Origin of the sequence: Petrocella atlantisensis, assembly GCF_900538275.1 — a bacterium.
Lineage (GTDB): Bacteria > Bacillota > Clostridia > Lachnospirales > Vallitaleaceae > Petrocella > Petrocella atlantisensis.
Genome location: NZ_LR130778.1, coordinates 1458082 through 1479190 on the forward strand (window position 1 = coordinate 1458082; position 21109 = coordinate 1479190).

The 21109-nt window shown below is 38.5% G+C and carries 15 protein-coding genes, 1 pseudogene and 1 riboswitch; of the genes and pseudogenes, 4 read left to right on the forward strand and 12 right to left on the reverse strand.

Annotated elements, in window-relative coordinates:
• Positions 1-125: 125 nt before the first annotated feature.
• The 4 genes from htpG (at position 126) to PATL70BA_RS06825 (ending at position 5445) form a co-directional block, all read left to right on the forward strand.
• The gene (gene htpG / locus PATL70BA_RS06810) at positions 126-2024 is read left to right on the forward strand and encodes a molecular chaperone HtpG (RefSeq protein WP_125136671.1); all 1899 of its coding nucleotides are present in this window, start codon (positions 126-128) and stop codon (positions 2022-2024) included.
• Between the two features lie 168 nt (positions 2025-2192).
• Positions 2193-2371: riboswitch (Lysine riboswitch) on the forward strand.
• 101 nt (positions 2372-2472) lie between these two features.
• Entirely contained in the window at positions 2473-3360 is an 888-nt protein-coding gene (gene dapA / locus PATL70BA_RS06815; protein ID WP_125136672.1) for a 4-hydroxy-tetrahydrodipicolinate synthase, read from the forward strand.
• A 13-nt stretch (positions 3361-3373) separates the two neighbouring features.
• Positions 3374-4132 (forward strand): 4-hydroxy-tetrahydrodipicolinate reductase, encoded by a 759-nt coding sequence (gene dapB, locus PATL70BA_RS06820; RefSeq protein ID WP_125136673.1) that lies wholly within the window; start codon positions 3374-3376, stop codon positions 4130-4132.
• A 17-nt stretch (positions 4133-4149) separates the two neighbouring features.
• Entirely contained in the window at positions 4150-5445 is a 1296-nt protein-coding gene (locus PATL70BA_RS06825) for an alkaline phosphatase family protein (protein WP_125136674.1), read from the forward strand.
• Positions 5446-5449: 4 nt separating this feature from the next.
• Here the strand turns inward: PATL70BA_RS06825 and murJ are convergent, their stop codons facing one another.
• The 12 genes and pseudogenes from murJ to PATL70BA_RS06885 form a co-directional block, all read right to left on the reverse strand.
• Positions 5450-7009, reverse strand: coding sequence for a murein biosynthesis integral membrane protein MurJ (murJ, locus tag PATL70BA_RS06830; RefSeq protein WP_125136675.1), 1560 nt, complete (start codon positions 7007-7009; stop codon positions 5450-5452).
• 13 nt (positions 7010-7022) lie between these two features.
• Positions 7023-8702 (reverse strand): phosphodiester glycosidase family protein, encoded by a 1680-nt coding sequence (locus tag PATL70BA_RS06835; protein ID WP_125136676.1) that lies wholly within the window; start codon positions 8700-8702, stop codon positions 7023-7025.
• A 27-nt stretch (positions 8703-8729) separates the two neighbouring features.
• On the reverse strand, positions 8730-9818 hold the full coding sequence (csaB, locus tag PATL70BA_RS06840) for a polysaccharide pyruvyl transferase CsaB (RefSeq protein WP_172596143.1): 1089 nt from the start codon (positions 9816-9818) through the stop codon (positions 8730-8732).
• Between the two features lies 1 nt (position 9819).
• Entirely contained in the window at positions 9820-11331 is a 1512-nt protein-coding gene (locus PATL70BA_RS06845) for an O-antigen ligase family protein (RefSeq protein WP_125136678.1), read from the reverse strand.
• On the reverse strand, positions 11332-11829 hold the full coding sequence (locus PATL70BA_RS06850) for a DUF4330 domain-containing protein (protein WP_125136679.1): 498 nt from the start codon (positions 11827-11829) through the stop codon (positions 11332-11334).
• A gap of 1 nt (position 11830) precedes the next feature.
• The gene (locus PATL70BA_RS06855; protein ID WP_125136680.1) at positions 11831-12301 is read right to left on the reverse strand and encodes a DUF4330 family protein; all 471 of its coding nucleotides are present in this window, start codon (positions 12299-12301) and stop codon (positions 11831-11833) included.
• Between the two features lie 4 nt (positions 12302-12305).
• Positions 12306-13448, reverse strand: coding sequence for a glycosyltransferase family 4 protein (locus PATL70BA_RS06860; protein WP_125136681.1), 1143 nt, complete (start codon positions 13446-13448; stop codon positions 12306-12308).
• Between the two features lie 39 nt (positions 13449-13487).
• Positions 13488-14744 carry a glycosyltransferase family 4 protein gene (locus PATL70BA_RS06865; RefSeq protein ID WP_125136682.1) on the reverse strand — a complete coding sequence of 419 codons (1257 nt, stop codon included), beginning with the start codon at positions 14742-14744 and terminating at the stop codon, positions 13488-13490.
• Entirely contained in the window at positions 14744-16009 is a 1266-nt protein-coding gene (locus PATL70BA_RS06870) for a nucleotide sugar dehydrogenase (RefSeq protein ID WP_125136683.1), read from the reverse strand. The genes PATL70BA_RS06865 and PATL70BA_RS06870 overlap by 1 nt, the downstream gene beginning before the upstream one ends.
• A gap of 187 nt (positions 16010-16196) precedes the next feature.
• Positions 16197-16352 (reverse strand): annotated as a pseudogene (locus PATL70BA_RS17100) (DapH/DapD/GlmU-related protein); the annotation flags it as partial.
• A gap of 356 nt (positions 16353-16708) precedes the next feature.
• Positions 16709-18175, reverse strand: coding sequence for a lipopolysaccharide biosynthesis protein (locus PATL70BA_RS06880; RefSeq protein ID WP_125136685.1), 1467 nt, complete (start codon positions 18173-18175; stop codon positions 16709-16711).
• An 18-nt stretch (positions 18176-18193) separates the two neighbouring features.
• The gene (locus PATL70BA_RS06885) at positions 18194-21052 is read right to left on the reverse strand and encodes a phosphodiester glycosidase family protein (protein ID WP_125136686.1); all 2859 of its coding nucleotides are present in this window, start codon (positions 21050-21052) and stop codon (positions 18194-18196) included.
• Positions 21053-21109 lie beyond the last annotated feature (57 nt).

Consider the following 21109-nt stretch of genomic DNA (forward strand, 5'->3'; position numbering starts at 1 on the left):
TTTTGCTTTTAGCACTCTTCTCATGAGAGTGCTAAATTTTTCTTGACAATCTATGTAGGAACGACTATCATATACATTGGATATGGTTATATTAATCATAATTACATATAAGAGGAGGTTATAGCATGAGCATTGAAAAAGGAAGCTTGTCTATACACAGCGAAAATATTTTCCCAATAATTAAAAAATGGTTGTATTCTGACCACGATATCTTTGTAAGAGAATTGATTTCAAATGGCAGTGATGCCATAACCAAATTAAGAAAACTAGCGACTATGGGTGAAGTAGAACTCCCTTCAGATGAAGCTTACAAGATTGTCGTGCGTTATGACGAAAAGGCAGACACCTTGACTTTTACAGACAATGGTATTGGTCTGACCGCTGAAGAAGTTAAGAAATACATCAATCAGATTGCTTTTTCTGGTGCTGAAGATTTCCTGAACACCTATAAGGATAAAGCAGATTCCGAGCAGATTATCGGACATTTTGGCCTTGGCTTCTATTCCGCTTTTATGGTAGCAGGGCAGGTGGAGATCAAGTCTCTTTCATACAAACAAGATGCAACACCCATTCACTGGACATGTGACGGCGGCACTGAATTCAAACTAGAAGATGGTGACAGAAGCGAAAGAGGTACAGACATTATCTTGCATCTAGGAGAAGATGGCAAAGAGTTCAAAAATGCTTATAAGATTAAGAGCACCATTGAAAAATACTGTTCTTTCATGCCTTATGAGATTTATTTCGAAGAAGTCGGCAAAGAAGAAGAAAAAACAACAGAAACAGATAAAGACAGCGAAGATAAGGTCGTTGAACCTAAGCCTTTAAATGAGATCTCACCCTTATATCTAAAACAACCCAGTGAATGTACGGATGAAGAATACAAGGCTTTCTACCGTGATACTTTCATGGATTTTAAAGAGCCTTTGTTCTGGATTCATTTGAACATGGATTATCCCTTCAATCTTAAGGGTATCCTATACTTCCCTAAGCTTGGCAACGAGTTTGAGAACATCGAAGGTCAGATTAAGCTTTACAACAGCCAAGTGTTTGTTGCACAAAACATTAAGGAAGTCATTCCCGAATTCTTATTGTTGTTAAAAGGTGTGATTGACTGTCCTGACTTACCTCTGAATGTCTCAAGAAGCTTCCTACAAAACGATGGTTTTGTTAAGAAAATCTCGGATTATATATCTAAGAAAGTGGCCGATCGCTTAAAAAGCCTACATAAAAGTGATAAAGCATCCTATGAGAAATTCTGGGGCGACATCCACCCCTTCATCAAATTCGGTGGACTTAGAGACGAAAAGTTCTATGACAAAGTTAAAGACATTATCTTATACAAAACAACAACCGGCGACTATGTGGTTCTAAGTGACTATCTGGAACGTAATAAAGATAAGCATGAAAATAAGGTCTATTATGTCACCGATCCGGTACAACAAGCCCAATATATTAAGATGTTCAAAGACCATGATATGGAAGCAGTCATCTTAGAACATAGCATCGATCAGGCTTTTATCTCTCATATTGAAGCTAAAACGAGCGATGTTAAGTTTGCAAGAATTGATGCTGACTTAACGGATGTAATGAAAGAAGAAATACATGAAGATGATCAAGATGCCCATAACGCATCTGCTGAACAACTTCAAAAGCTTTTTGCAGAGGTTCTGTCTAAAGAAGACATTAAGGTTCAACTGGAGTCTCTCAAATCAGAAGACATCTCTGCCGTTATTGTACTTGCTGAAGAATCCAGAAGAATGCAAGACATGAGCAAGATGTACGGCTTTATGGGTATGGGACTTGGAGATATGCCAAGTGATGAGACTTTGATTTTGAATAAGAAAAACAAGATTGTCGACTTCATACTCACCCACCAGGCGGAAGCGGATAAGAAAGAAGATGTGAAGCTTTTCTGTGAGCATTTATATGATTTGGCACTCATGAGCCATAAGCCTCTTGATGCTGAAGCCATGACAAAATTCATTCAACGCAGCCAGTCTTTATTAACTCGTATGATCTAATGTACGTGCCAAGGCTCATCTAATATCTAAGAAGAAAATAGCAGCCTCAAGACTTGGGATAAAAGCCCGATTCTTGGGGCTGTACTTATTCTATTCATTTGACAGTTGACTGAAAAAATGATAAGATTAACTCAATTTTATACGTTGTTTTGAACCTTGTTGTTCATCAACGAAAGTAGAGGCGCGATAGCTAAGAGTCATTATATGGATGCATTCAGGTGCAAATGATGTATAATTAAAGGAGATGTCGCCGAAGGTTTGGGTTACCTGTAAGCCCCTTCCTGGGCAACTGGTTAACAGCCATTTGACTGTCGTATACCTTGCGTATATGAAGTGCTACTTGTGTCTTATCATTCTGAGAATGCACAGTCGCACTTGTTGACTGTTTTTTATTGTCAAAAAATGGGTAAAGTTACTCAATCATCGATTAAACTTTAGGAGGAATCATATGTCAATATTTACCGGATCCGGCGTAGCAATAGTAACACCTATGAATGTAGACGAAAGTGTTAACTATGACAAATTAAGAGAACTGATTGATTTTCAAATCGATCACGGCACCAATTGTATCGTTATATGCGGTACCACTGGCGAAGCATCCACACTCACAGATGAAGAACAATTAGAATGTATCCGTGTAGCTGTAGAACATACGAATAAACGTGTACCTGTTATGGCCGGTACAGGTAGTAACCATACCGCCCATGGTATTGAGCTTTCGCAAAAAGCAGAAGCACTTGGTGCAGATGCCTTGCTCCTTGTAACACCCTATTATAACAAAACCACACAAAAAGGCCTTATCCGTCATTATACGGAGATTGCTGCTGCTGTAAGTATTCCTATTATGCTCTATAACGTACCATCAAGAACAGGCCTTAATATAGAACCTTCAACTGCAAAAGCACTATCTCTTGTTGACAACATCGTTGCCATCAAAGAAGCCAGTGGCAACATTGCCCAAGTGGTTGATCTTGCCCATGCAGTAGAAGGTCGATTGGACATATACTCCGGTAACGATGATCAGATTCTCCCCCTTCTTGCCCTTGGTGGCAAAGGTGTTGTTTCTGTTATTGCCAATATCTTACCAAAAGAAACCCATGATATCGTGGCCAATTATAGAACCGGTGACTTAGAAGGTGCCCTTGCCAGACAACTTAAGATGCACGAGCTGACAAAAGCCATCTTCTGTGAAGTCAATCCCGTACCTATAAAAAAAGCCCTTAATCTTATGGGGATGAATGTAGGACCTACAAGAGGACCGCTTTTTGAAATGGAACCTGCCAATGTCGAGTATCTAAAAAAAGCTATGCTTGATATGGGCTTGAACGTGCAATAAAAGGAGGTTCGCCATGACACGAATTATTATGCACGGTTGTAACGGCAAAATGGGTCAGGTTATATCCTCATTGGTAGCAGAAAACGATCAAGTGACCATCGTAGCCGGTATCGACCCTTATATGGGCATAGAAAACCCTTACCCAGTGTTTGAAACACCGGAACAATGTCATGTAAAAGCAGATGTCATCATCGATTTCTCAAATGCAAATGCCGTTGACGCCATCTTAGATTATAGTGCTAAAACAAGTATCCCTATCGTTGTATGTACCACCGGTCTTAGTGAAGACCAAGTAGCACATCTTAAGGCAATCAGTGAAAAAGTTGCTGTATTGTTTTCAGCCAATATGTCCCTTGGTATTAATTTGCTGATTAGCTTGGCTCAAAAAGCAACAAAAATTCTGACGGATGCGAACTTTGATATTGAGATCATCGAGAAACATCATAACCAGAAAGTTGATGCACCAAGCGGTACGGCTCTAGCCATCGCAGACGGCATCAACTATACACTGGATCATACTTATAATTACAAATATGATCGTAGTGCAGAACGCATTAAACGACCCAAGAAAGAGATTGGTATCCATGCCATTCGTGGTGGTACCATCGTTGGTGAACATGATGTTATTTTTGCCGGCGAAGATGAGATTATTGAAATCAATCACAAAGCCATGTCCAAACGTATTTTTGCCGTAGGTGCTGTGAATGCTGCCAGATTCTTAGATGGCAAACCTGCTGGTCTCTATAACATGGGCGACCTTATGACGTTTTAAGCTACAGGAGGCAAAGTATGCAAACAAAAAATAATTTGATCATTATCAGTGTGGATGCCCTAAATAAGTTGGACTATAAGACCTTATTAGGCCTGCCAACTTTTGCCGGCTTTCTACGTGAAGGTGCTCATGTTAAAGAAGTGACCAGTGTTTACCCAACCGTCACTTATACCTGTCATACTTCTTTGTCCACCGGCCACTACCCTTCTGTTCATGGCATCTATAACAATGAACTTCCTGATCCTGCCAAAGCAACCCTTCAAGATTGGCATTGGTATGAACGGGACATTAAAGTACCTACTTTTTTTGATTATGCCAATCAGGCCGGTCTAAAAACCGCGGCTGTCTTGTGGCCGGTTATGGCTGGTGCTAACATCGATTACAATATCCCTGAAATCTGGTCACCAGATCATTCCATTAGCCGTCTTAAGCTTTTCTGGGATTATGGCACTAAAAATATGTTATGGCCTGTAGTCAAGTATAAGCGACTATTAAAAGGCACGACCCAGCCTTACTTGGATAATTTTAGTGAAGCTGTTTCCCATTATATCTTAAAGAAGAAAAAGCCCAATCTAATGGCCATACATTTTACAGAGCTGGATACCATGCGACATATCCATGGCCTAAAGAGTAAAGAAAGTCTCAAAGCCTTAAAGCGTATTGACCAGCGCATTGAACGCTTGATTCAAACCCTTGAAAAAAACGGTCAACTGCCACATACCAATATTGTTTTACTTGGGGACCACGGGACCCATGATTTTGATACCGTTATTGAGATCAATAGTTTATTTAAAAAAGAAGGCCTTCTTACAACCGATGCTGACAATAAGATTACTTCATGGCAAGCCTATGCTTGTACTTGTGGTGGCTCATGTCAGATTCATATTCATGAAAAAGCTACAGAAGAGATACGAACAAAAATCAAAGTGGTCTTAGAGGCTTTTACAAAAATGCCTGAAACGCCACTACGCTTCATGTTGACCCATGATGAAGCTTCCGAAAAATACAACTTATCCGGAGACTTTAGCTATATTCTAGAAGCTAAGGACCGTCATGTTTTTAGAAACAGTGCCTCAGGTAAAATCATACATGATAGTAAAGACGATCCGGACACCTATATTGGTGATCATGGTTTTATGCCTGAGCACCCGGATCAAAAAACCTTACTCTTAATGAAAGGCCCTTCCATTAAAAAAGGCGCTGTGCTATTGCACAGTCACCTGGTTGATGAAGGACCCACCTTTGCCGCTTTGTTAGGCCTTAAAATGGAGAAAGTAGAAGGTAGAGTATTAGAAGAATTGATGCATCTATAAGACCTTAAGCATGTTTTTGTTTGAATTTATCTCGTATTTGCTTGTAGATATTGTAGATGAGCTGCTCTTTAAGTAGGATTAAGGTCAACCCATAGATGACCATACCGAGGGTGATATCTATTCCTATTATGGCTAAGTTACCTTTAGTTGATACACCCAACATGGGGTTCAAATACTGATTTAACAAATATACACTACCACCCATGACCGCAGTGGCCATTAAGGTCTTAAACAAGGTGTTAAAGAATCGGTGAAGAGGAAATGAATTGAACTGCCTGCTAAAGAGAAAGAAGCTGAGTACAGCACCACAGTAGAAGGCAATGGATGTACCGTTGGCGATGCCTGCAAAGCCATACTTGCCCACTAAAAGATTATTAAGTCCAATATTCACCAAAATAATGAAGCCGCCTATAAGCAAAGGGATTCGTCGAATGCCTAGCGTATAGTAGGCTTTATTTAATACATCTATAAACCCGAAAGCAATCATAAAAGAGGTATATCCGGTAAAAGCAATGGTGGTGGCGATGGTGCCGCTTGCGTCAAAGACACCCCGTTCAAAAATAAGGGCAATCACATAGGGGCCGGTCAGTATCAAACCAATGGACATCGGAATCAAGAGTAATAATACACTCCTTAGAACGTTAATGACAGATTGATATAAGCCTTCATGGTTTTCATCTAGGAACTTCTCATTGAATTTTGGAAACATGACCGCCGTAATACCATATACCGTTGTTGTTACTATAGCCTTAAAAAGCATATTACCATAATAAATAGCAGAGACATTTCCGTCACCTAGAAAAGAAGCAGCTTTGTTGTCTATGACAATATTGAACTGATGGGTCAATGTAACCAAGATGATGGGAATAATCCCAATAAAAAAGTGTTTTAACGCCGGGTGCTTAAAATCAATATGCCCCATAAGAGGTACCAGTTTATGTTTAATAACTGAAGGTGCTAGGACAATCATCTGAAGCAACCACCCGATCATGGTGATTAAGGCAAGGCCTGCAATACCGTTTGTTTCAATACCGATAGCCAGATAGATGAAGAACAGAATGTTATATGGAAAACTAATCATTGCTGGTAAGATAAACTTTTCATGGGCTTGCATAGCACCTACAAACAGATAGGTTAGAGAAATAAACAAGATGGAAGGTATCATAATCCGGGTCATTTGTATGGTCATCTCAAGTTTTTCACCGGTATAACCCGTCGCAAACAGCTTTACAATCCATGGCGCTGCTATATAATAAGCAATGCCCATCACAAGAGATAATAAAACAACTGCATTAAAAATACTGCTAATACCCTTGGTATCTTCTTGGTTTTTTCTATACCGGACAAATATAGGAATGATATTGGTGGCGATCGCGCTACCAATACCAAGAAACACACTGGTGGTCAAACTTAAAGTCATAAAGAAAACATCGGATTCAAAATCAGCACCTAATTTGTAGCCGATAAAGGTATCTCTTAATAACCCCACCACTTTGCCAATCAAGGTTAGCCCAATAATGACCACAATCATATTTAGGGATGAATCTTTTTTATTTCTTACCATGGGAACCTCGCATTTATCTGGATACGGTTGTCTTAGGATACAGGTCTGTCAATCGATAGGTCATTTTACTACTTCCTGAAAATGTAAAACTAAGGGTCTGAAAGCTGTCGTACAGGTTCACACTGTTATTCTCTTCTACTTGGTACAAAAGACCGTTTAAATCGATGTAACGAACACCATCATACCACTGATTTTTGTCTTCTGTTGCTCCGGCATTAATATAAAATACATTCTTACCGGACTTGGCAACAAATTCTCTTAATAGTTCATGGATTTGTTGACGCTCATATTGAAAAAATCCTTTTTCATTGCTGGTAAGGCTCTGTGTTCCAAGAATAATGATTGTATTTTGAACCGTTGTGGCAAGTGTGGTTTTTAACTTATTCCATTGTGTTTCATCGGTCATCACCATACTGCCTGTGCCCATAGCAAGAGATATTAGCCTAGCCCCTTCCATGTCTAAAACGCTATATTGGTTCTTGTAGATATAATGATTTTTGAGCAGTTTATTTCCGTCAATATGGGTCTGACCGGCAAAAATACCGTAGCCTGCGCCGTTCATTGTTTCATATACCTTTTCCATAACAATGCTATCTAGCAACCGGTTTTGTTTAACCGTTGTTCCAAAAATATTGACCGTAAAACCGGCTTCAGGCAAGGCTTCATATAATGGATCCTTGGTATCCGGATCAAATATATTCAAGGTTATGCTCGTTCGTTTCCCTTGATAATAGGCAGTTATGGTGGTTTTTCCCCCTTCCATAGGGATGAAGGTATTGTTGCTAATCGTACCAAACCCACCGGACATACTCCATGCAATCTGACCTGCATCTATGGCCACAGGGTTATAATTCATGTCTCTGGCTAAAAGCTTAATACCAATTGGTTTTGACACCATATATGGTGATTTATCCACTTTAATTAATAGGTTGTAAGCCTCTGTTGCCGGTGCCTCTGATCGGATGCCCAGTCCAATCGTTGTCATCGGTATCGTCTCGTCCATTAGGACATTTCTTTGGGTTAAGGCAAAGGCACCCGGACCACGAATCGCCATAGAAGGTGCATCCTCTTCATCTATATACAAAGCATCTACAACATCATAATCTAACAAATAATCTTGCATCTCTTCATGGGTAGCGCCAATGCTGCTTTGATTATATTCTGCCACTATAAAAACCAGTGTCTGACGGTCTGTCGTAACACCATAGACGGATCTGGCCATACGCTCATTCTCTTTTTTATTGCCTTCCCATACTTTTTCACCGTCTTGAAGCAAGACACCTTCATCTTCTAGGGCCTCAAGCAATCGTTCTTCATCAATCACATTCCCTTCAAAGATATCCTTGATTGTACCACCTATGGCACCGGTATAGGTAGCATCATGGGCCGTCATTTCAACTAAGGTTTCCATGTCATTAGTATGGTTTCTGCTCGTAATGGTATCCAGTATTAAAGTTGGTTCAGACAATGCCATTTTCATAACATGAAGGTTCACCCACCCCTTCGCTGTTAACCGACCTTTAACCTCATAGATTAACCCTTTGGCCACTTGCTCTGTCGTGACTTTCTCATGAACCGCCGGTAATGTTGATGCTGTGATTTCTTGACCGCTCATAATGAGCATACCCATAAAGATGGCTATGAATATGAAACCTATATTTATTTTTTTTGTATACCAAGACTTCAACAACATCCAACACACCTTCTTAATAAAGCTTTACTATAGCGTCATGATTTTCTCAAGCAACATTTTATTTTGATCTGCTTTTAGACGCATCTCCGTTACTTTTTCGTGGATTTTTTCTCGAATGTCTTCGTAATGATCAAAAATCTCATTCAAGATGACTTTCACTTCTTCAGTTTCAAAATCAGTTACATCTTCTATATAAGGTTGATCCAATTCCTTCATATAATATCTAACTTTGTGAGAATAAGAAAATCCAATCATAGGCACATCTTTTAGTGCTGCATAGAGTAATGCATGAAGGCGCATACTAAGCACCAAGGTCATTTCCCCCATGATCTCAATCAAAGTTTTGGCATCATACTTGTGCCTTAGTATAACTGCTTCGTTTTTCATATAGCTTGATATGGCTTCGCAAGTCACTAAATCAGCAGGATGTTTCATCGGGATAAGTATGATTTTGGCACCATAGCTTGTACTTAAGTAGTCACAGATCTCGGCTATTTTTCTACTGCAGTGGTGACTGTTTTTCCATTCTCTAAATAGAACGCCAACCAACTTATCATCTTTTTCAATATGCGCTTCCTTTAGAATCTCATCAATATGCACATCCAGTGGTGGAAAAGAAAACACCGGATCTGCCGTTACATGAATCTCCGGACGATCAATACCCATGTGTTTAAGTTCACTTTGTGACATACGTTCACGTAAAGTAATAATATCCACTTGATTGACCACTAACTTCGTCAAAAAACGATTGAAGCGATGACCGATTGGACCGATGCCGTTGGCATAGAGCATGATTTTTTTTCTACTTATTCTTGCAAACCATAGTATGAAAAGGTAATAATACAGGGATCTGTTGCTGGTCTCATCTTGCAACAGACTACCACCACCCATAAGAACGATGTCACTTTTGATGATGGCCTTGATTACTTTGACAAAGTTGAATTTTTCCACAGCTGCAACACCATATTCCAATCTGGTACTGGGAGGATTATTGGATAATATGGTGATTTCATGTTCGAGTGATATTTCTCTAATATCTTTACATATTGACGTTAAAATAGCATCATCACCTGAATTAAAGTAGCCATAATAACCGGATATTAATATTTTTTTCAAATTAATCAACATCCTTTCTATGGCCACACTTATACATGGCTACAATGATTGCAGCACAAACCCAGAAATAAATCACCATGAAAGGTAATTCAAAAATATTTTCAACAAAATTATGAATAAGCACACCAATCATACCTGAAAAAATGCCATAAGCTAAAATCCGATTTTCTTTTTCCGTGATGCCTAGAATATATCTTACACTATTAAAAAGTAGGGTCATAATTAAAAGTGCATAAGTTGTGATGCCGACATAGCCAGTCTCAATAAAAGTCTTTAGGTAATAGTTGTCCATATAAAAAGGCGAGAGGTTATGATTGGTTGCAACTGCACCACCGAATCTGCCTAAACCAAGACCAATGGTCTTATCATTGGCAACCTTGTCAAGACCATAGTTGTATCTATAAATCCGACCACCATTGGCTGATTTTATCCTATACTCTTGGGTAAACATGTAACTAAAACGGTTATAAATAGCGTCTAAATTAAAGAGCGCTGCTAACACCACAGCAAAGATAAATAAAATCATACGTCTTGCCATAAATAAGAAGAAAACGATAATGGATAAAAACGCAGCAATCCAAGCACCTCTTGAGAAGGTTACTAATAGACTGACACCCATTGCCAGTGTAAAAATAAGGGCTATTATTTTAAGTATTATATCCTTATGAGCGATAAACATAGCAAATCCAATAGGTATGAATAAAACCAATAGAGACGCAAATGCATTGGGACTGTCAATAATGGAATAGGCTCTCGTGGTAATGGTCTCTCCACTATCCACCCAATTGCCCAGCATAGGTGCTTTGGTCAAATATTGATAGATGCCGTGAAAACCTAACAAGCCTATACCAACGATGAATATCCAGAGGGTCCTATGTATAATCATTCTGTCTCTTAATAACTGTAGGGCCAAATAATACCAAAGAACATGTTGTACTACCACTCTAAAGCCTTCAATGGCAACAGCAAAGTCTGGTGAATTCATAAATACCAACAGCATAAACATCAATGCAAAGAAAGCAATCGGTAGATCCATCGCTGAATAGACATACCTTTTGTTCCATATAATACGTCTATAAACAAAGAAAGCTACAATGAGTAGAAAAAGTAATTCATCCCATGTACCGGATAAAGGGCCTGCAACAATTCTAACGAGCTTATCCACATATACATATAGGGCAATGATATAGATAAAGTTAGCTTCTTTAACAATCGCACCGACAAAACTGTTTTTTGTCAGGTTCTTGTAGACACCTCTAAAGAAAACAACCAACCAACTTTGATCCCATAATTTACGAAAAGGCTTGAAGGCTTTTTCAAGAATCTCGTCAATAAACAACAAAAAACGTATCAAAAAGAAATCCATAAACTTTTCCGGATGGGTCTTAATAAGGGTCTTTGAATTCGGTTTCATCACATGACTGTGTTTCGCCATCTCCACCAAGTTCAATATAAAATTGAATATAAAGCTTTCATATATTTTTCTTCTTAGAATATCCATGGTTTTCCCCATTTACTTGACTATTTTAAAATCCACGATCACAGAGGATAGCTTAACCTTTTCTGTTGTAAAATAAAAGATATTACCTACCACCATCTCTTCTTTTCCCATTTTATAAACCGGGTCTTTATAAGACATTTCCACGCGCGATGTAACCAAAGCCTTCTTCTTATAAGGATCTGATTCGGTTACCATCTGACCATTATTGTCCGGTAAAGCTAATATATTGTCGATAATCTGAACATCCGTTACCGTACCGTTAATGTATTTCTTATCTTCGGCCAGCTTGTCCCCTACCTTAATTGAAGCAAAATAGTCCTCTTGGAAAGGATAGGTTTCGACCGTGAACTCGACCATGACATTTTCTGTATTGGTTGTCAGATTTATGATGTTCTTGCCTGAGAATTTACTTATGGCACCAAGTAATACCACAATGAGTAACATCAGAAACAGTAGATCAAATATATGTATTTTATTAAATAACTTACCTTCTCTCGTGATGAGCTTCATCTTAATTCTCCTCTTCAACCATTTGGACGATTTTTGTCAAGGTCACGACGTCATCTGTTTTAAACCAAAAATCCAAACCTGCCTTAATCTCTTGTCCTGATAAATCCCGATAGGGTCCGTATTTGTTCACCTTTGCATCCACAGTAACCCGAACGAGTTCTTTGGTTGGGTTCACCACTTCTACGAAAACACCATCGTTTGCAATCACTTCCATGGACTCGGTAATACTAACATCTGTCACATAAGCATCTTGATAGCGCCCACTTGCTACCAACTGGTCACCTATATGAATCCGCTCACCCATGCCAAGTGGCAACTTATCTGTCTCTACCATAAAACTCACTCTATGATCCGAGCTAATTGTAAAACCATCATCAACTTGACTTCGTGACATATACATATAGGCACCCACCAGTAATACAACAATACCAAGTGCTATTAAGATGTCAATGCTATTGATTTTTCTCTTCATATCCTTATCCTCTCAACATTTCTTGATAGATCTCAACATATCGCTTTGCCATTGCTTCATCTGTAAATTCAGCCATAACTTTATCATGTAAATGTGTTCCAAGTCTTTGTGCCAAAGCCTGATCTTCATATATTTTTATGATGGATGCTGCTAGCTTCTCACTATCGTTATCCGGAAACAACAAGCCCGTTACACCGTCTTCAATCAACTCCGGAATACCACCCACCCTTGACCCTATAGAAGGCTTAGCGAACCTTGCACCTTCGAGTAGAGCATAGCATACCGCCTCACTATGGGAGGTAATGGTATTGATATCAATGACTTGATAAAAAGCGTCGATCTCTTTAACAAAGCCAATAAGATGAACCGTAGCTTCCAATTCATTTTTTCGGATATACTCTTCATACTCTCGTAAATATTTTTCATCTCCATAACCGGCAATCCAAAAAACAATATCCTCTGAGTAGGTCTTAATAATCGTACAGGCCTTAAGGAGGACATCAATACCTTTGACCGGATGCAATCTTGTGGCTGATCCAACTACAAAGCTATTTTCTTTATAGGGAATATTTTGTCTTCTACAAAAATCTTCTTTCGTCGTTTCAGTATGAGACTGATGCTTTGCAATCCCATTATAGGCTACATAAATATTATCAAAACCTCTTCGCATCATGTCCTTTTTAAAATCTTTGGCCATGGTAATAAAACCATCAAAAGTCTTAAGACTTTTCTTATTTAACATCGTGAATATGATTTTCTTATAGATATTGTTGTCAAAATCATGTTCATAGTCACTGTGAATCGTTGTGACACGCTTGATTTCGGTTTTGTTTTTTAGCTTAGACGCAATAAAATTGGCTCTGGCACCGTGACAGTTGATTAAGTCGAAGCCTTCCTTATGAATATAATCCGTAAGCTTATTCACCACTGTCATATCAAAACGGTTTTTCTGTTTCATTATCGTCAAATCAATGCCCTGTTCTTTGGCTTCTTTTGTGAAATCACTTTCAATAAAACAAACCAGTTTGATATCAATCATATCTTTAAGGCACCTTAATAAGGTAATCACACTGGTTTTTGCACCACCGGTATCACCACCGCTTATGATATGAAGAACTTTTAATCGATTACCACTATTCTCATTCATAAAATACACCTTTCACTGCTTCAGTTCTATCACAGCCTATCATCCCTTTGAAACTTGGTCCAGAATCTTGGATAACTGATTGGTGAGATTCACCCGATCATATTGACAAATAGCTTCATAATTTGGCTGTACTTCAAGTGTTTCCTGTTTCCATCTGCTGTAAATATCTCCAATACATGTTGCTATCTTATCCACATCTGTACTATCGACAACGTATCCGGTCTTGGTTTCTTCGATGACCATAGCTGCTGCCCCATCTTCTGGCACTAAGCCCAATATGGTTTTTTGGGTATTAATATATTCAAATATTTTTCCGGTATAAAAATTCTTATCTCCGATACCTTTACCCACAATCAATAAAAGAACATCTGAATTCAGAAGAAACTCAATGCTTTTCTTGTGTTCCATATAAGGATAGAATTGCACGATTTTTTTATCGCCCAACATACCTGAGATTTTCTCAATATTCTGCTTGGAAAAATCACCTACAAACTGTAGCAGGATATCCTTTTCATCTACAAGCTGATCTTCAATAGCTTTGTTCAAAGCTCTTAAAAAATAATCCGGTTTTCTACGACCATACATAGAACCGGCATAGGTCATAGTTAGTTTTTCTCTTCTCGTTGTCTGGACTTGTAGGCCTTCAAAATCAGAAACGTCATAGCCGTTGGGTATGACGATCGATCGGTCTTTCAAATCATAATCCTTCATAAAACCTTCTAACATAAAAGGAGAATTCGTAATGAAGTAATCGCAGTGGGCAATCACATCTGCTTCCATTTTCTGCTCAATCTTTCTTCGATAGGTGCTGTAGTTCATATCCAATATATAAGGATTCTTTGTCCACTCATCCCTAAAATCAACCACCCAAGGAATATCTTTATAATGCTTTTTAACATATAAGCCTAAAAGATGGTCACTATATGGATAAGAGGTGCTATAGATCACATCCGGTTGTATCTCTTTTACATACTCCAGTATGCTTCTTCTGTTTTTTCTATACCAAAGCCATTCTCCATCCGGTATGAGCAATTTTCTTGATAGGAATTTGCCAAGGATATGAAAGGGCTTTTTCCAATGGGTCAAATCATGGCTCTTGGTCCGAATGATACGTATATGGTTAACCTCATCGCTTAAAGTAGGATCATTGACCCCTTTTTTATGATCAACGGTGTATATAATCGGTTCCCATCCAAACTGTGGCAAATACTTGGCAAACTTCAACGTTCTTTGGACACCGGCACCACCCATAGGCGGAAATTGATAGGCCAGTATCAATACTTTCTTCTTTTGCATTAAACAGTTCCCTTTCCAAGCAGATGGTAGTCAAATCCTAAAGCGTTAATCTTATCTGCGTCGTAGAAATTCCTTGTATCTAGGATATGCCCATCTTTAACAAGAGGCTTAATTTCATTAAAATCAATATCTTCGAAAGCTTTATGATTCACACCCAGTATAATCAGATCAGAATCTGTACAAGCTACCTTGATATCATCTTCAAGGTGCTTGAACTCCTTAACAAAAGGATCAAAAAGGCTAAGCCTAATGTCCTTAACTTCTTCAAAAAGTTCAATCAGCTCAAGTATTGGGCTTTCTCTTAAATCATCGATGTCCGGTTTATAGGTAATACCTAATATGGTAATTTTTTTACCTGCTAATTGACCCAGTATCTTTTTTGATTTGGAGAATACATGGGCCGGCATTGCATCATTGGTTTCTCTTGCTAACTTTATAATCTTAGCTGTTTGAGGGAATTTCTCAACAATAAACCATGGATCCACCGCTAAACAATGACCACCTACACCGGGACCGGGCATGTGAATATCCACCCTTGGGTGTTTGTTAGAAAACGTTCTAACATCCCAAGCATTAATGCCTAGGTCTTCACATATCAGCGCCAATTCATTGGCCAATGCAATATTAACATCTCTAAAGGTGTTTTCCATAAGTTTACACATCTCTGCTGTTGTTGGATCCGTTAGGAAAATCTCACCTTTTACAAAAGACTCATAGAGCTTTTTAACTTTTTTCGATGATATTTCGTTAATACCGCCGACGATTCGATTGTTCTCTACAAGCTCTATTAATATCTTACCCGGAATAACACGTTCAGGAGAATGTGCTACATATAAGTCCTCATAAGGATTCAAATCAGCGCCTTCTAGTATGGGCATCATTAACTTTTCTACCGTACCTGGTGGTGACGTAGATTCTAATATAACCATGTCGTTTTTCTTAAGGAATGGTACAATGCTTCTTGTTGCCGCTTCTACATAATCCATCATGGCTGTTTTATCTTCATTGATTGGCGTAGGCACCGCTATGATAAAAACATCCGCTTCTTCCGGTGTTGTCTTTGCTTTTAGCTTACCAAGGCTGACCACTTCATAAACCAAAGCATCCAAGAATGGTTCTTCAATAATGATTTTACCTGCATTCAGGTTATTAACAACCGCTTCATTAACGTCAACACCTATAACTTCATGTCCATTATTGGCAAACATAGCCGATGTTGGTAGTCCAATATATCCAAGTCCCAGTACACATATTTTTTTCTTCATAGCGCCTCCAGTTATTCTATTTTGATATTTATATATTAACTCAACTTTTCCACATAATTTCTAAGTTCTTGGTTAGCAAGCCAGCCTAATCCACTTCAGATGAAAAAATAACTAAAAGTTAAGTTATTAACAAAACTACATACCTATAATACCATAACGTCTTATATTTTCAAAGTGGTTGATGGGTTCTATGACCGATAATTTTCGCCGGTACACCTCCGATAATGGCATAGTTGTCGACGTCTTTGGTAACGACCGCACCGGCACCCACAACCGCACCTTGACCGATCCTAACACCCGGTAAAATAATGGCTCTAGCACCAATCCAGACATCATCTTCAATGATAACTGCTCTTGGTGATGTTTCCCCGCTATCAATCATGGGTACACTTGTATTTTGTATATCATGATTCCTAGTATAGATGATGACATCCGGACCCATCATTACATATTTTCCTATGGTTAGGGGGCCCTGAATACGAGCATTAAGGCCAATGCCTGAACGATCACCTATGGATATGCCTGCGCCTTTTCCAAAAAACACGTTCTTCTCGATATTCACATCTTGTCCTACCCGGTCAAAAATTCTCTTAACCAGAAAAGCTCTGATCTTTTTGGCACCAAATGTTAGATACCCGTCCGATGCGGGCATTCTTTTCCCAATCAAATAGTAAAGTACCAAGCACAAATGCTTCATAGTCACCCACCCTTTAAGAATTCTTTAATATTTTCAAGCTCACCTAATATATACAACAGTATAAAATAAATGAGACCGCCGGATATTATACCTATGATGGTACTCATATTACTATAGCCCATCCAAACGATAACACCTTTAACCACAATACCCATCATAAAGGCCGATAGTACAATCTTTAATATGGCCTTCCTTTCGATGTAAAAGGGAATGGCTTTGTTTCTAAATACATAACTCAGCATAAAATAGATAATATAGGCAAATAATGTGGTATATGCTGCAAAGATGTAGCCATATTTACCGACAAATAGAATGTTGAGTACCATGTTAAACAAAGCGGCAATGAAACAATTTCGTAATATATTGACCGTGCTACCTTTAAGTTCCCAGCCTTTGTTAACGTATTCTGTAAGTCCCAGAAAAAACATACCAAAGGCAATGATGCCAATCACATGGCTACCACCGACATACTTGTAATCTAGGAACAATGTGGCCAAAGGTTTTGCAATTACAAAAAGCCCTACAGCAGCCGGCAAGGCAATGAGTATGTAATTCTTTGTGCCGTTTTTCAACAGTCGCGTTACCTTTTCTTCATCTTGCTCATTATAAGCTTTTATCAGATTCGGATAATAGCTTCTGTTCATACCAATCATAATCATGGTAAATATAGCTGCCGGCAAAGCGTAATTGGCACCATAGATGCCTACATAGGATTTATCAAAATAATAGGTGATCACATATCTGTCTGAAAAATTCAGTAAAGACATGGTAAGTGTAAGTCCAATTAATGGAAAGCCGTACCTTAAAAAAGTTGTTAATATCTCCGTAGAAACACTTTGGAGTCGAACTTTATGTCTTATGTCTAAGGCTCTCATGGCAACCAAACCTGTTGTTATGTCTATAATACCATGGGATAATAAAATAGCTAGAACAGTATCACCAACCATCTTATATATTAGAATCGTAAGTAAGAGTTTTCCCATGGAAGCTGTTAAGAGCAAAATAATATTTAGACCTCTTTTGTCCACAAACAATAAAAGACTTAATATATTTTGGTTAAAACTGTACCCGACAAGCACCATTAGAATCGCTAACATTAATGATAAATGCATTTGACCAAAAACACCGGGCAATAGGAAAGCCGAGATTACCATAACCAGTGATGCAAGGATGATTAATAAGGACCAAATAATAAAATAGGTTGAAAAAAAGTTTTCTCTCTCTTCCTGGTCACTATTAACATATTGGCCAATATACCTAATGGAAGCGTTGGCAATCCAACCAATAAGCAAAAGATGGACGATATTGATGTAAGGATTGATCAGCTGATATTCACCAAATATATCTGTAGAAAATAAGCCGGTGTATACCCGGAGGGTCAACAAGCCAACAATACCTTCAACTATCTTGACCGGTAAATAGCCAAATGATGAATTGTGTATCCTTTTACTTAGACTTAAAAATTTCATGCGTATGCTCCATCGGTTTTATTCGGTACTGATTGCTGTGTATAGATTCTCAATCTTATACTGCAACTCATTTTGATCCATATAAAAATTCAACATATAAAACTGGTTGTTAATATTTAAGGATCTCCCTTGTGCATTATACCACAATCCGTTCATGTCTACATACCGAATTCCTTCAAGATAATTAACACCAAATGTATAACCGTTGGCATTGATATAGAAAATATTCTTGCCTGTCTTTTCCTTATAGTCTCTTAGTATACTATGAATCAGCTCTGCTTCTCTTTTGTCTGTAAAGTTACCGGTTTTGACCGGGCTGTTATTACCGATTATGATAATATGTTTTTGATCTGTATTTGAAAGCTCTGCTTCTAATTTTTTGATTTGGGCGCCGTCTGTTTTGTATAAGGAATTCTTAGATGTTGACAAATGGATGACCTTAACTTCAGGATAATCACTTACTTTATATTGATCTTGCCAGACTTCCGTCTTACTTTTTAATTGACTTTGATCCACATTTGAAAACCCTGAATAGATTGCCAAGTCACTTTGATTCATAACCTCATAGGTTTTTGCCATTACAACTTCATCTAGTAATGTGTTGCGTCCGCTTGTGGTTCCAAATACAGAAACGTTAAATTTTCCGTCAGTGGGTCTGTTTTCCTGTAAAGGATCATTTAGACTATTAATGTCATAACCTTCCAAGTGACTTGTTTCAAAAGGTATGCTTTTTTCAAGCATATCATAATAGAGCGTGCCTTGAATGTCTGCTTTGGCATTGACACTGGCAACATAGAGTCTTTCTATTGTGATAGGATAAGAAACCTCTGCCGGTAAAGTTGCCGTCAACTTCTTCCAGCCTGTAAAATCAATAGCATTGGTGAAGGTGATGAGATGGGATACATTCTTACTGTCTACAATCTTTCCTCTAAACATAAGCCCGCTATTGTCGCCATATAATTGAAGAGAAAGACTGTTCGCCTTAGACGGGATTATAAGAGGATTAGTATCAAACACCGTGTAAACGGCCTGTGTCGTTTCAGCCTTCTTGAAGCTGTAATCTACCTTAACCGAGGTTTTCTGTGAAGGGTCTACAAGCTGGGTCTTATCAAGTACACTTTGTCCTGTAGCTGTTTCCGGATAAAACATGGTCGTTGGTACAAGGTTCTCAAAATCTGTTACCAAGGCCTTTTGTTCGCCGACGATAATATAACCGGTTACTTCAATACCCTTTAGACCAATGGTTACTTTTGTTGTACCTACTTTCTGACCTGCCTTAAATACCCCACCTTCAAACTGACCAAGACTTGGATCTTCTACAGTATATGTCGCTTGCTTAATATCAATAGCGGTCTTATAACCATCTCTGTCAGTCGCTAGAAGACTGAACTGTCCCGTACCATTTTGAGGTATCTGTAACACCTTATGGCCAAGAGCAAGTCCAATATAACCATCTATAGCGTTGATGGTTGTGGATGCTGATTTACCCTTATACTCTGCAAAAACCCTTCCTTTACCGGAAATAGTCGGTACATAAGTCATACCGCTCCAATTACCACGTAAGCCATCTACTGAAAAACTTACATTGCTATGATCTATATTTACAGGATTGTAATATTCATCATAACCTACAACCGTAAAAGTAATGGGTTGGTTAATCATGGTTCTGTTCTTATTCGGCACTAGAACAATATTCTCTATGTTACCCACCGGTGCTGTCGTCACAAAGCCCAAGGCATTAACCACTTTACGTTCAGTACCATCTGAAGGTTTACTCACAAGGTTTGACGTAAACGCACCAAGTGGCCGTGCTACCATACTTGAAGATCCACCACCATCATAGTGAATGGCGTTGTAGGCACCATATTCCAATAAATATTTTCCCAATTCCGAGTGGGTGGTTCCTATGCTTTGTCCACGCCCATCTACCACCATAGCTATTAAATAGTCTTGATTCTGGGTTATACCAACTGCGGTTCTAGGACTATTGGTGTTTTTGGATAATATCGTACCTTTTTCAACGATAGACCCGTTTTCAATAATCTTACCACCACCACTTAGAATCATCTTGATGGGATTATCTGCTAGACTATTGGCAATATTGAGTGTTACCTTCTCACCAATCTTAAAGGTCTCAAAATAAATTTCATACAAACCTTTGTACATGGATATAATATAACCATTTTCCGGTATGGCCACGTTTTCCATTGGCATTTTGTGATCAACAATCACACCATCTACCACTACCATCTTATAGGAGTTATTGATACGAAGACTTTCGGCCGTTGTTTTAATTGTTTTTTGATCAAAAATAACCGGTTTTACTTGAACATTAATTTTGTTGATGCCATACAGGTCCATTACTATACCTGCTGAATTTTTCAGGCGTATATCGCCACTAAAAAAATCAAGGAAAATGGATTCTTCTGTTTGTATTAGAGATGCCACCCCCTTATCATAATGATTATAAAGATTCTGAAGCACCACATAGCCATCTTTATATTCCGCACCAATGATGTCAGAAGGATTCTCCTTCGTATTAAAAAAAGATGCGTTAATGCCAGCTACATTTTTAGCAGATTGGTTAACCATCGAGGAGACTGTGAGTTTTTCTCCAAAAATATTTGTCGATCTTAAGATATCAAGATCCACATAAGGGTTATTTAGATCCATCTTTAAGACATGGATATCCACCCATCCTCGACTGGTGAGCTTGGCTTTTTTTTCATAGGTGAGACCACTGGTCACTTGCTTCTGTGTGGTTTTTTCATAGTAAGTTGTGTCATTTGCTTCAACCGCCATTGTTAGGGGTTGTATCGTTAGGGCACCTGCTAACAAAAAGGACATGGCGCCTCTCATAAAGTGCTTTTTATTCATCTTCTCTTACCTCTTCTTCGTCTTGACATTTTAATCCTCAGGTGGTTAAAGAATCAA

Coding starts and splice junctions, on each gene's coding strand:
- htpG (WP_125136671.1), top strand. CDS start 126: ATGAGCATTGAAAAAGGAAGCTTGTCTATACACAGCGAAAATATTTTC.
- dapA (WP_125136672.1), top strand. CDS start 2,473: ATGTCAATATTTACCGGATCCGGCGTAGCAATAGTAACACCTATGAAT.
- dapB (WP_125136673.1), top strand. CDS start 3,374: ATGACACGAATTATTATGCACGGTTGTAACGGCAAAATGGGTCAGGTT.
- PATL70BA_RS06825 (WP_125136674.1), top strand. CDS start 4,150: ATGCAAACAAAAAATAATTTGATCATTATCAGTGTGGATGCCCTAAAT.
- murJ (WP_125136675.1), bottom strand. CDS start 7,009: ATGGTAAGAAATAAAAAAGATTCATCCCTAAATATGATTGTGGTCATT.
- PATL70BA_RS06835 (WP_125136676.1), bottom strand. CDS start 8,702: ATGTTGTTGAAGTCTTGGTATACAAAAAAAATAAATATAGGTTTCATA.
- PATL70BA_RS06845 (WP_125136678.1), bottom strand. CDS start 11,331: ATGGGGAAAACCATGGATATTCTAAGAAGAAAAATATATGAAAGCTTT.
- PATL70BA_RS06850 (WP_125136679.1), bottom strand. CDS start 11,829: ATGAAGCTCATCACGAGAGAAGGTAAGTTATTTAATAAAATACATATA.
- PATL70BA_RS06855 (WP_125136680.1), bottom strand. CDS start 12,301: ATGAAGAGAAAAATCAATAGCATTGACATCTTAATAGCACTTGGTATT.
- PATL70BA_RS06860 (WP_125136681.1), bottom strand. CDS start 13,448: ATGAATGAGAATAGTGGTAATCGATTAAAAGTTCTTCATATCATAAGC.
- PATL70BA_RS06865 (WP_125136682.1), bottom strand. CDS start 14,744: ATGCAAAAGAAGAAAGTATTGATACTGGCCTATCAATTTCCGCCTATG.
- PATL70BA_RS06870 (WP_125136683.1), bottom strand. CDS start 16,009: ATGAAGAAAAAAATATGTGTACTGGGACTTGGATATATTGGACTACCA.
- PATL70BA_RS06880 (WP_125136685.1), bottom strand. CDS start 18,175: ATGAAATTTTTAAGTCTAAGTAAAAGGATACACAATTCATCATTTGGC.
- PATL70BA_RS06885 (WP_125136686.1), bottom strand. CDS start 21,052: ATGAATAAAAAGCACTTTATGAGAGGCGCCATGTCCTTTTTGTTAGCA.